The sequence below is a fragment of the Dyadobacter tibetensis Y620-1 genome (assembly GCF_000566685.1).
GTDB lineage: Bacteria > Bacteroidota > Bacteroidia > Cytophagales > Spirosomataceae > Dyadobacter > Dyadobacter tibetensis.
Map to the genome: position 1 here is coordinate 50,093 of NZ_AZQN01000004.1, position 12,897 is coordinate 62,989.

Here is a 12,897-nt window from a genome sequence, read left to right on the forward strand (position 1 = left end):
ATATTCAACCATGAAAACTTTATTTTCAAGTTATCAATTAAAAAATATCACTCTAAAAAACCGAATGGTCGTTTCGCCCATGTGCCAGTATTCGTCGGTTGACGGTTATGCTACCGACTGGCATTTGGTACATCTGGGTTCCCGTGCTGTTGGAGGAGCGGCTCTGGTCTTTACTGAAGCCACGGCCATTTCGCCGGAAGGGCGCATTTCACCGAATGACTTAGGTATCTGGCGTGACGAACATATCGAAAAACTCTCTCAGATAACGGACTTCATTAGTCAACAGGGGGCCGTCCCAGGTATTCAGTTGGCTCACGCTGGTCGCAAAGCCAGTACATTTGCCCCTTGGAAAGGAAGAGGACAAGTGCCCCTGATACAGGGTGGGTGGAAAACTTTGGCCCCCTCTCCCATTCCCTTTCGAGACCAGGAGGACGATCCCGAACAATTGCAAAAAACCGGTATTGTCAATCTGATAAATAACTTCGTAGCTGCCGCCAACAGGGCCCTGATCGCGGGTTTCAAAGTAATAGAAATCCATGCGGCACACGGGTATATGCTGCATCAGTTCCTTTCCCCCCTGAGCAACCAACGCTCAGACCCTTACGGAGGTAGTTTTGAAAACCGGACCCGATTATTATTGGAAATTGTAGAAGGTATTTCGGCCATTATCCCAGAAGATACGGCCTTGTGCGTACGAATATCAGCCAGCGATTGGGCTGAAGGAGGCTGGGATTTGGACCAATCCATACGTCTCTCGCATCTGTTGAAAGAAATGGGCGTGGATTTGATTGATGTCTCCAGTGGAGGATTAGCGGCTCATCAGCAAATCACCGTTGGACCCGGGTACCAGGTGCCTTTTGCGAGTAGCATCCGAAAAACAGTAGGAATTCCTACCGGAGCAGTTGGACTGATTACCGAGGCCTTACAGGCAGAAAGTATCTTGGCAGAAGGGCATGCAGACCTGATATTTATGGCCAGAGAACTCCTGAGAAATCCATATTTCCCATTGACAGCTTCCAGTGAACTAGAAGAGGCAGCTGCCTGGCCTAATCAGTATATCCGAGCCAAGCCCTGATGCAGAAGGTATCCTGAAGTTATAATTTGCAGGAATAATTAGCCTCGGCCAATAAGGCCTCAGCAGGCACCCCTATCCCGCAAGGCTCAGTACGCTTACTGGCCTTAGGACGACAAAAGAGAAAATGGTGAAAGACTGGTCAGACATTTCGTTGACGATCAGTTTCTTATTTCAGGAAGATACACGTAGAAGGTAGCTCCTTCCATTAATTTGCCTTCTGCATGAATGACCCCAGAATGATTTTCTACTATTTTTTTACAGATAGACAAACCTATTCCGGTTCCTTCGTAGGCCGTTTTACTATGAAGGCGCTGAAACACCTGAAAGATTCGATCCTGGTATTCCTGATCGAAACCTATACCGTTGTCAGAGATGCTAATACAATAGTATTGTTTATCCGAAACAAGTTGAAGTTCGGGGTGTTGATAACCCCATACCAATTCACTCTTGATATGAACAACGGGAGGACAATTCTTTCTTGTGAATTTCAAGGCATTGCCTATTAAATTAGTAAATAACTGCTCCATCTGGAAAGGTATCACTTCTAAGGTAGGCATTTCGTCGGCTATTACAGTAGCTTCATTTCTAAGAATGGTCTCCCAAAGTTGTTCCCGAACCCGGTGCAAAATGGTTTCTAAAGAAGTCCATTCGAAATGTTTCTCAGCGGCACTGGATCCTGAATAAGCGATCAGGTCGGCTATTAGCTGTTGCATACGTGTAGAGGAGGCCCGCATCCGGCTAAAATAGTCCTTACCCCGATCGGACAATTGATCGAATTCGGTATCTAATATCCGGCTGGCAAAGGTCTGTATTTTCCTTAGTGGCTCCTGCAAATCGTGGCTGGCCACATACGCAAACTGGGCTAGCTCCATATTCGTACGGGTCAGTTCGTCATTCATCACCGTCAACTCCTTGGTGCGCTGAGCCACTTTCAACTCCAGCTCATCGGTAAACAATCGCCGGTCATGGATATCCGTACTAGTTCCTACCCACATTTGTATTTTACCATTTGCATCCTTTTGTGCCACCGCCCGGCTCAGCTGCCAGCGGTAAACGCCGTCATGGCGGCGAAAGCGATGCTCTATCAGGAAATCATTTCCGGTGCGAACGGCATCCATCCATTTCACCACATTATCAGTCCGGTCGTCGGGATGAACTATTCCTATCCAACCACCACTCTGCATCTGTTCGAAAGTAAGACCCGAAAACTTGAAAACGGCATCATTCCAATAGTTCAATTCTCCCTCCTTGTCGGCCGTCCATACGAACTGAGGCATGGCATTGGCCAGGGTGCGAAACTTCCCTTCACTGGTTTTCAAGGCCAGCTGGGATTCTTTCTCTTCGGTAATATCCAACATTGTACCCAGCATACGCAGTGGTTTCTGCTGGTCGTCAAATATAATCTTTCCCTGGGTTCTGATCCAGCGCAGTCCACCATCGGGCATCATGATCCGTGCCTCGTACTGGTATATTCCTGTTATTAATGCCCTTTCAAAACTTGGTAGTAGAACAGTACGAAGATCCTCAGGTAAGACTTGTCGTCGCATTTCGGCATGTGTGAGTTTAGCATCCGGTTCTCGACCAAAAATCAGCGGTAATCGGGAGGAATAAATAATGTCATGATTTAACAAATTCAAATCCCAGGTAGCTAATTTTGTCCCTTCCGTGGCTAAGGAAAGCCTTTCGACAGCTTCGGAAATCCCGTTCCGAAAAGTCACTTTCTCCGTAACATCATTGGCCGATACCATTACAGAAGACACGGTTCCATCGGGCTCAAAAATAGGCCCATATTGAAAATCCAGATAATAGGCTTTTATCCCGTCCCGGGCTTCAATCTCGACATAGGCCTCGTTTTCCCGGTGTATCTCCCCTGTTTCAAAAACCTCCTTTAATATCCTTATAAACTTCTGTCCACTTAGTTCAGGAAATACTTCCAGGAGCCTCTTACCTTCTACCTCTTCCATGGTACGGCGCCACAGTTTGTTTAGCATGGCATCGTTGGCCAAGGTGATGATCATCTCTGGGCCCGAAATAACTGCCTTAGCAAAGGGTGATTGGCTCACCAGGTTACGAAACTGCATCTCACTCCGCTCCAGTGCAATTTTGGACAATACCTGAGCGGTTACCTCACTCACCACAACAATGATAGCAGTGGTCTCATCCGAACCTATTTCCTTATAAGGTTTGGCAATATAATCGAAATATCCAGCCCTTTCCTGGCCATCCCTATCGATGACTACTCTGACCTGATTGCCATGATAAGGAACAGAGGTGGCTAAAACCTTTTGCAGGTGCAATCCTACAGTATTTTTAGAGTCCGGAATAATATCATAAAGAGATCTTCCCAGCAAAGCCTCCTTGGTTTGGCCTATCATGGCGACATAGGTGGCATTTACCATTTCAAAAATCATTTCAACACCCCTGAAAATGACAATTCCTACCGGCGCTTGTTCGGTAACATTCAGGAATTTCTCTTCATTCTCCAAGGCCCTCTCATGCGCCTTCTTCGTAATTTGTGTCTGTTCTCTGATGCGGTCGTGAAGCTCACTCTGCATATTATTAAGCTCCAGCAACTCGATATAGTTAACCTTAAGCTCATCCAGATTATTACTAAAATCAGGTGCTATGCCCGAGGCTATAACTCGATCTTTAAGAAAATTTAGCTGATCAATAAGATGACTTCCCAACTCTTCAATCTCACTTAACCTCTCCCGTGCTTCTGTTTCCTCTCCCCTGCGATATTGTGCAATTAGCTCGCCTGCTAACCGATGTATCTGAATATGCAGCGCATCTAAGGCATGGGTTTCATCGAACTCTCCAAATTCCGAAAGGGCTCTTCCACGTATCCACTCTCCCAAAGAACATGCCTCTGGGCATATCACAGTATGATCATCGATGGAAGCGCCGTAAAGAATAGATCTTAAGCGGGTTTTGAATAATAAATGCCTCCCTTTGGCCCGTTCAAAATCTAATTCAATTTGATACATGAAGGATTTCTTTCTTTTTCAACAATTACGAATACAACGGAAAAATCTAGCTATAACTATTATGCCAGAACCGGAAAATGTGCTCGTTTTTTTACTATCTACAGAAGTGTTATTCAATTCAAGTTGGGGATTCAGATCAGACTGATACTAGAGGGGGACCAGGAATGAGTTTTCCAGTCAATAGCTAAAACTTCCTCTATGGCCTGCTTTAGCTTAGGAAAAGACCCTGGCTTTCTTATAAAATAGTTGGCTCCCGTTTCATACACTTTATTGATCATTTCCTCTTGCCCAGTAGTAGAAAAAATAACTACAGGAATATTTCGCCAGGAGGAATTGTTCTTAATTTGCTGCAAGCATTCGAATCCATTCCTTTTGGGCATGTTCAGATCCAAGAAAATAACGTCTGGATTGGGTACTGGCATCGACTCCAGAAGTTGAATTAACTCTATACCATCGTTGGCGGTCGTTAATACGGTTTCGGACGACACCTCCATGAGTGCATCTTGAAAAAGAACGCAGTCGTCTAGATCATCATCCGCCAAAAAAATTAGTTTTCTTGAAGTCATATCAACAAAGTTAATCATTTTGGGCAATGGATATCTGTCGGAGAGTCCAATTATGAAAATTATTTCTAGAAGAACTACGATAGCAATCTCAGAATCAAGTTTTTTTTTAAAAAATACTACAAGGCCTGATCAAGAAGTTCAGTCACTAGAATTCGGACTCTAAAGTTGTTTTAGTTTTCTTTTTAGCCTGATGCAGCCTATAATTAAGCGTTAGATTAATCTGTCTTAATCGACCTTGTGATATTGAACTGCTGTAAAAATTACTCCCCTCTGTAATATCCCGGTACTTTCTGGAATTAAATACATCTACAATGCTTAATGTGAGGGTACCGTTATTCTTCAAAATGTCACGGGTGGCGGCCAGATCCATGGTTGCCAGTTGCTTTCTTCGCCCCTGAGCAGTTTTCTGAGGCGCTTCATAATTGGCTCTAAGCTGAATGTCGGTGCTCTGCCATACGGTAAATCGCGAAAGAGTACGCGCAAACCAGCTGTAGGTATCACTATGAAAGGCTTCGTTAGAGCCCGTTCCTTCGGTAATGGCTCTGAAAAAATTGAGACTTCCGTCCAGTTTCCACCAGGAAAACCAATTAAATGAACCCGTAAACTCTGCGCCATAAGCCTGCTCAATACCTAAGTTTTCCGGCCTGGTATAGGAATTGCCAGTATCATCAACCGTTTTAATCCGTAAAATTTTATCGGAAGTATTTCTATAATATAGCGATGAGGTGATAGTCCCCTTAGTTAAATATTTGATATGCCCCAGTTCATAAGCATTGGTATATTCCGGATTTAAATCAGGATTTCCACTCCAATAATTGCGGTTATCACTGTAGGTCATAAATGGACTCAAATCATTGTACTGAGGCCTACGGATACGCCTGCTAAAGCTTAATTGCATCGCATTTTGCTTGGGCAGCTCATAAGAAGCATGCATACTCGGAAAAAGATTAGCATAATTTCTGGTATTGATTTCCTCCGTCAGCCTCAGCTCGGTGGAAATCCCTGTCCACTCCGCCCGTAATCCTGCCTGAACGGAAAACTTGTCCCATTTTTCGGCAATGATCCCATAGGCAGCCGAAATGCGCTCTTCATACAGAAAGTCATTGGTCAGCCCGGGAAGATCCTGCCAGCTTCCATCTGCCTTCTCTTCGGTTACACTGTAATCATTGGTCATATCCCTGGAACTGATTCTGGCCCCGGTTTCTAATTTGCCTTCCTTGCCAAAAGGGTGGATATAGTCTACCTGAAATAAAAGTTGCTTTTCCGTTTCAAAATTAACTGCACGCTGTAATATCGCAGGTTCCTGCGTGGGCAAGCCATTGATGCCATAAGACCTCTGGTTATAATATTGATCAGAGTCTTCCCAGTTATTCAGAAACCGGACGTCGGCCGTAAATTCCTGGCCTTTACGGTCAAAATTTTTCTTATAGGTTAAGGCATATTCCGCATTGGGCTCCGTCTCCGTTTCATCCTGGGTTCGGGAGGTACTGCCTAATGGATTCCCTTTATTCCCTAAATAATCCTCATATTTAAGATCGGAAAAGCGCTTCCCCTTGCTGGTACGCCAAGTGTAGGCAGCTGTGAGTATATTTTTGTCATTGAAATAATAATCTAAGCCTCCCCTGGCACTGTTATTCATCCCCTTTAACTTACTGTACATGCTTCGTTCGGTGATAAAAGTGCTGTCGTTCCGATATAATTCTTGATAAATAAAATTTTGTCCCGGAGTGTTACGATACGCAAGCGTATAATTAATAAAAAAATTCAGGTTCTTCTTTCTGTAATTAACATTGGCAGCAACGCCATAATTGGTAGGATGACCTGCTATCAAGTCAAATGATCCGTTAATACCTTCCTTGCGTTCCTTTTTCAACACGATATTGATGATCCCCGCCATCCCTTCTGCCTGGTAACGCGCCGATGGATTGGTAATCACCTCCACCCTTTCTATCATACTTGCCTGTAGTTGTTGAAGACCACTGGAGCCTTTGATACTCACCAAACCCGAAGGTTTTCCATCAATTAATATCGTTACGTTACCGCTCCCTCTTAGGCTTACATTCCCTTCTACATCTACGGCAACAGCAGGCACATTCGTTAAAACATCCACGGCTGAGCCTCCAGCATTGGCCAAATCTTTGCCAACATTAAAAATCTTCTTGTCCAGGGAGAGCTCCATCGTGCTTTTCTCCCCTTGAATAACCACCTCACCCAATTCGTTGGCTGCACCAGTAAGCTTGATGGTACCCACATCCTTAACCGGACTACTCTGGTCCACTACGATTGAAGACTGAACCTGTTGAAGGTATCCAATAAACTCTGTAAGAAGATAATACTTCCCAGGAGCCACCTTTATGGTGAACTGTCCCTGTTGATCAGTGGCCGCGCCGTCGACCAAGGAGCTGTCGGCCGATCGGAACAAGCGTACACTAGCGTATTCTAACTTTTGACTCGTACCCGCGTCTACTACTTCTCCATGTAGTGTTATTTGCTGAGCTAGCAACATAGACGGGCCCAACAACAATAAGCATATTGTCCAGAAACAAATTTGTAAAATGCTAGATTGATTTTTTGTTGGCTGGCAGAAGAAGATCGGTTTCATGAAATTTTTAAATTACAAGAGCAGTTTTATTAAGGACTATTGTAAGCATCCCAACATATATAAAGCGCAGTTAAACCCCGTGTTACTCCATTTAAAGTCATTTAATATTTATCTATCGACTCAATCTGGCCTATTATACCGTCAGTAACTTAACTTGAAACTTCAAGGTTTCGTCATGTCTCAACGGTTTAAGTTGTCTATCTTTGTGGCCCCATTTCAAGGGTTAGTATTTGGCAGAATGAAAAACGAAGCATCACAAACATTAAAACTTGCCTTTCCAATCGTCATCGGAGAGCTGGCCCAAATGGCCCTCCACCTCATCGATACGGCTATGGTGGGCGCAGTAAGTTACAAGCAATTAGCGGCAGCTGCCCTGGTGCTCAATACGATCAATATTCCATTCGTAATCGGAATAGGCATGACCATATCAGTATCACAAATGGTATCCCTTGCCCACGGGCGACACGATGGCAAGCAGGTCTCCCATTATTTTTATAACGGATTCGTCCTGTGCCTGTTAACTGCATTAATCATCTCTGGCATCATCATTTACGGAGAAAATATTCTGCATCATTTGGGGCAAGATCCGGAAGTAGTAGCCTTAGCCATACCTTTCATGCGCATTATGGCCTATTCTATCATTCCGATGCTGCTTTTTATGACGCTTAAGCAGTTTAGTGACGGACTGGAGTATACCAAAACGGCGATGATTTTGTCGGTGGCGAGTATGCCACTAAACATTTTCCTCAACTGGCTGATGATATTTGGAAACTGGGGGCTGCCACGAATGGAGCTGGAAGGAGCCGGCTGGGCCACACTAATTACTCGTAGCATCATATTTGTCGCACTTGGCCTTATCATCCTTAACCACAAAACTTTTAACCGATATATCGCCGTCCGGGGGCAGCAATGGAAGTTAAACCTACAAACCTGGAGAGAATTGCTACATATAGGAATCCCCAGCAGTATGCAGATTGGTATGGAAGCTGGAGCCTTTGCCGTTTCAGGAATCATCATCGGAACACTTGGTGCGGTAGCCCAGGCCTCGCATCAGATCGCCCTGAGTTGCGCCTCCTTTACCTTTATGGTATCGATGGGCTTGGCACAGGCCGGATCCATACGGGTTTCCAATGCATTTGGCCGTCAGAATTGGCCTAAAATAGAACTGATTGGCAAGAGTACATTATGGACTGCCCTGGTGTATGGAACATTATGTGCTATTACTTTTGCAGCCCTTCGCATGCAACTCCCCAAGGCTTTTAACAAGAATGAAGAGGTACTTGAATTGGCATCTTATCTGCTTTTATTTGCGGCAATATTTCAGATTTCCGATAGCACGCAAGCCATTGGCGCTGGTTTATTAAGGGGGATAAAAGATGTTACGGCACCCACCATTTTTATAGGCATCTCCTATTGGATTTTAGGTATTCCTATTGGCTATCTTTTGGCTTTTCAGTTCGGTTTTGGTGCTTCCGGAATGTGGTTAGGGCTCATCATCGGACTTACCTTTGCATCCATTTTTCTAATCACCAGGTTTTTACGTAAAACCAGATTGAAGAACGTCTCCTAAAGTACTGTTCCTGAAATAAAGCTTCCGGGCTTAGTAATAATTACAAAAAGCCTTATTCAATCTTTTATAAGGCCATCCCGGCATTTAGAAAGGTCCTATCTCACCTCCTTTCTAACTCAGGTAGAAGGCCCGTACAGGATAATTTGGAAACTATTCCGTGAAAACCTGTTAAAATAGGTTTTCACATAGTAATTTTGCCCTCCTTTGATTCAGCTATTAAAGGGAAGATGTCCTTTGAATTGTAACAACATACATGAAGAAAATTCGTAATTTTTGTATCATTGCCCATATTGACCATGGGAAAAGTACGCTGGCCGATCGCCTGTTGGAATTTACCAAAACGGTTACTAACCGGGAAATGCAGGCCCAGTTACTCGACAACATGGATCTGGAAAGGGAACGTGGTATCACGATCAAGAGCCATGCCATCCAGATGAACTATATTCATCAGGGTGAGGAATATATTTTGAACCTGATCGATACTCCAGGTCATGTCGACTTTTCCTATGAAGTTTCCCGGTCCATTGCGGCTTGCGAAGGAGCTCTTCTACTGGTCGATGCCTCTCAGGGCACTGAGGCGCAAACCATTTCCAATCTTTATCTGGCCATCAATCATGACCTGGTCATTATCCCGGTTCTCAATAAAGTAGATCTTCCTGGAGCCATGCCCGAGGAGATTAAAGACGAGATGGTGGAGCTTCTGGATTGTAAACGGGACGAAATTATTCATGCCAGCGGAAAAGAAGGTATCGGTATTGAAGATATCCTGACAGCCATTGTGGAACGTGTCCCCCCGCCACAGGGTGATCCCAAAGCTCCGCTTCAGGCGCTTATTTTCGACTCCACTTTTAACAGTTATAGAGGAATCGAAGTTATTTTCCGGGTTAAAAATGGCCAGATACGCAAGGGAGACCGAGTGAAATTTATGGCTACCGGAAAAGAATATCACGCTGATGAAATCGGAACTCTGGGCCTAAACCAAATCCCCAAGCAACTGGTGGAGTGTGGAGACGTAGGTTATCTTATCTCCGGAATTAAAGTAGCTAAGGAAGTAAAAGTTGGAGATACGGTCACGCATACCGATCGGCCTGCCAAAGAAGCAATCCAAGGCTTTTCTGAAGTAAAACCTATGGTCTTTGCGGGAATTTACCCGGTTGACACCAGCGAATTTGAAGAACTCCGGGAAGCATTGGAAAAATTGCAACTTAATGATGCGGCCTTGGTATGGGAACCCGAAACGTCGGCAGCTTTGGGTTACGGTTTCCGCTGCGGCTTCTTAGGTATGCTGCATATGGAAATTGTTCAGGAGCGCTTGGAGCGGGAATTTGACATGACGGTCATTACCACGGTACCCTCTGTACAATTCAATGTGGTCGATTCCAAAGATGTGATGGTGAAGGTAAGCGCACCTTCTGAAATGCCGGAACCAAATTATATTAAATGGATAGAAGAACCCTTTATCAATGCCCAGATCATTACCAAGTCCGACTATATCGGCCCAATATTGAATCTGTGTATGGACAAAAGGGGTATCCTTAAGAACCAAGTCTACCTTACCGCCGAAAGAGTGGAACTCCAATTCTCCATGCCCTTAGCTGAAGTAGTTTTTGATTTCTTCGACAAGCTTAAAACAATTTCCAGAGGGTATGCATCCCTGGATTATGAATTGGCAGGGTACGAAGAATCGGACATGGTCAAGCTCGACGTAATGTTGAATGGCGAACGAATCGATGCCCTTTCCGCCATTGTTCACCGTTCCAAAGCATATGACTGGGGTAAAAAACTCTGTGAAAAACTACGGGAATTGATCCCCAAACAGATGTTTGAAATCGCTATTCAAGCCGCTATTGGTCAGAAAATCATAGCAAGGGAAACCGTAAAAGCCATGCGTAAGGATGTATTGGCGAAATGCTATGGAGGCGATATTTCCAGAAAGCGCAAGCTCCTGGAGAAACAGAAAAAAGGAAAGAAACGCATGCGTCAGGTAGGAAATGTAGAAATTCCACAGGAGGCGTTTATGGCAGTTCTTAAAATAAATTAACCGTAGCTTATCAAAATACCAGATTTAAACATTTCTTAAATCTGGTATTTTGATAACTAGCCCCTGTATAACTTCCGTTGTCCCAGTGTTGAACAGGAAAAAACTTATAAGTTGGCCTTGGCAAGGCGATTACTCATGAATTTTAGAGGGGAGGATAGCACAATTTATCGTCACTATAGTACCCTCATAATCAAGGGTGAATTAAGTCAATAAATACAAAAAAATGAAAGGCAGCCTGGACAAAGGGCAATTTTTGCTGCCGGTAAACCTTACCTATTCAGCTTTTATTGTAATTTTGACAGAATGATATTTTTTGAAAGAAACTAAAATACCTTTATAAGCGATATGGCAGAAGTAATCCGTATGCCCAAGATGAGCGACACCATGGAAGAAGGTGTTATCGCAGCGTGGCACAAAAAAGTTGGTGATAAGATCGAAACTGGTGAAATCATAGCGGAGGTGGAAACCGATAAGGCCACAATGGATCTTGAATCTTATTATGATGGTACACTGCTATATATCGGTGTAGAAAAAGGTGATGCCGTCCCCATTAACGGTATTATGGCCATAGTAGGCGAAGAAGGAGAAGACTACAAGTCCCTGCTTGAAGGTGATGGTGAGTCGGCCCCTGCTCCCGAAAAATCGGCAGAGAAGGAACCTGCTATTGAAACAGCCACTCCCTCCCCTGCCCCCGATGCTACTCCTAAAGCAGCACCGAGCTCAACCGAAAAGATCAATGCGGTTGTAGTTCGTATGCCCAAAATGAGTGATACCATGGAAGAAGGTACCCTTGTTTCGTGGCTCAAAAAAGTAGGAGATACAGTAAAATCAGGCGACATTCTGGCAGAGGTGGAGACCGACAAAGCCACTATGGAGCTGGAAGCCTATGAAGATGGCACCCTGCTACACCTGGGTATCGGTGAAGGAGAAGCCGTACCGGTAGATGGTATCATAGCGGTAATAGGAGAAGAAGGCGCAAATGTAGAAGCCCTTTTGGCCCGCGAAAATGGAGAAGCCAATAGTGAAGAAGCTACCCCTGCAGCACCTGTAGAAGCGGAAAAAGTGGATGCCGGTAAGCCATCCACAGCCCAGGATTCCAGTGAGCGAATCAAAGCATCTCCCCTTGCAAAAAGAATGGCGGATGAAAAAGGCATCGATCTTGCCCAGGTAGAAGGTAGTGGAGACAATGGACGAATCGTGAAGCGCGACGTAGACGAGTTTAAGGCTGCACCAAAATCGGCTCCGTCAGAGGCACCTAAAGCGGCCGCTCCCGCACCAGCGCCTGCTCCGGCACCGACTCCTGCAGGTGATTATACCGACCTGCCCATTTCTCAGATGCGCAAAACTATTGCCCGCCGCCTAAGCGACAGCTTGTTTACGGCTCCGCATTTCTATGTAACCATGGAAATCGTCATGGATAAGGCTATGGCCCTTCGCCCTACTTTGAACGAAGTGAGCCCTTCTAAAATATCCTTCAACGATATGGTGATCAAGGCCTGCGCCCTGGCTCTTAAAAAGCACCCGGAAGTGAACTCAGCTTGGTTAGGTGATAAGATTCGTCGTTACGACTACGTTAATATTGGCGTAGCAGTAGCCGTGGAAGAGGGCCTTCTGGTACCCGTCATCCGCGATGCCGACAAGAAAAATATGTCGACCATCTCCAGTGAAGTAAAAGACCTGGCCGGAAAAGCGAAGGACAAAAAACTTCAACCTAAAGATTGGGAAGGCAATACTTTCTCTGTATCCAACTTAGGCATGTTCGGAGTAGATGAATTTACAGCCATCATCAACCCGCCAGATTCCTGTATTCTGGCCATTGGTGGAATCAAAAAAGTGGCTGCCTTTAGAGAGGATGACAGCATCTATCCTACCAATATTATGAAGGTGACGCTTTCGGCCGACCACCGCGTCGTGGACGGTGCCCTGGCAGCTTCTTTCCTTCAGACTGTCAAAAAACTATTGGAAGAACCTATGAGTATGCTCGTATAAGGGCGATTCAGTCGTATAATAGTACAAAGTGTCAGGTCGTATGATCTGGCACTTTTCTTTTATAGCA

At 44.8% G+C, this 12,897-nt stretch carries 7 protein-coding genes; 4 read left to right on the forward strand and 3 right to left on the reverse strand.

Annotated features, from left to right (window positions below):
• The first annotated feature begins 10 nt into the window (after window positions 1–10).
• Window positions 11–1,075 carry an NADH:flavin oxidoreductase/NADH oxidase gene (locus X939_RS0112150; RefSeq protein ID WP_025763546.1) on the forward strand — a complete coding sequence of 355 codons (1,065 nt, stop codon included), beginning with the start codon at window positions 11–13 and terminating at the stop codon, window positions 1,073–1,075.
• Between the two features lie 158 nt (window positions 1,076–1,233).
• Here the strand turns inward: X939_RS0112150 and X939_RS0112155 are convergent, their stop codons facing one another.
• The 3 genes from X939_RS0112155 to X939_RS0112165 form a co-directional block, all read right to left on the reverse strand.
• On the reverse strand, window positions 1,234–4,062 hold the full coding sequence (locus tag X939_RS0112155; RefSeq protein WP_025763547.1) for a PAS domain S-box protein: 2,829 nt from the start codon (window positions 4,060–4,062) through the stop codon (window positions 1,234–1,236).
• Between the two features lie 131 nt (window positions 4,063–4,193).
• Complete coding sequence (locus X939_RS0112160; RefSeq protein WP_025763548.1) at window positions 4,194–4,628, reverse strand: response regulator; 435 nt, start codon at window positions 4,626–4,628, stop codon at window positions 4,194–4,196.
• A gap of 145 nt (window positions 4,629–4,773) precedes the next feature.
• The gene (locus X939_RS0112165) at window positions 4,774–7,134 is read right to left on the reverse strand and encodes a TonB-dependent receptor (RefSeq protein ID WP_025763549.1); all 2,361 of its coding nucleotides are present in this window, start codon (window positions 7,132–7,134) and stop codon (window positions 4,774–4,776) included.
• 334 nt (window positions 7,135–7,468) lie between these two features.
• On the opposite strand from X939_RS0112165, the gene X939_RS0112170 reads away from it, so the two are divergent.
• The 3 genes from X939_RS0112170 to X939_RS0112185 all read left to right on the forward strand — a co-directional run bounded on the left by X939_RS0112170 (window position 7,469) and on the right by X939_RS0112185 (window position 12,830).
• Window positions 7,469–8,800, forward strand: a complete 1,332-nt coding sequence (locus X939_RS0112170; protein WP_025763551.1) for an MATE family efflux transporter — start codon at window positions 7,469–7,471, stop codon at window positions 8,798–8,800.
• A 253-nt stretch (window positions 8,801–9,053) separates the two neighbouring features.
• A complete protein-coding gene (gene lepA, locus X939_RS0112175; protein WP_025763552.1) occupies window positions 9,054–10,841 on the forward strand; it encodes a translation elongation factor 4 in 1,788 nt (595 codons plus the stop codon).
• Between the two features lie 345 nt (window positions 10,842–11,186).
• Window positions 11,187–12,830, forward strand: a complete 1,644-nt coding sequence (locus X939_RS0112185; protein WP_025763553.1) for a pyruvate dehydrogenase complex dihydrolipoamide acetyltransferase — start codon at window positions 11,187–11,189, stop codon at window positions 12,828–12,830.
• The last annotated feature ends 67 nt before the right edge of the window (window positions 12,831–12,897 follow it).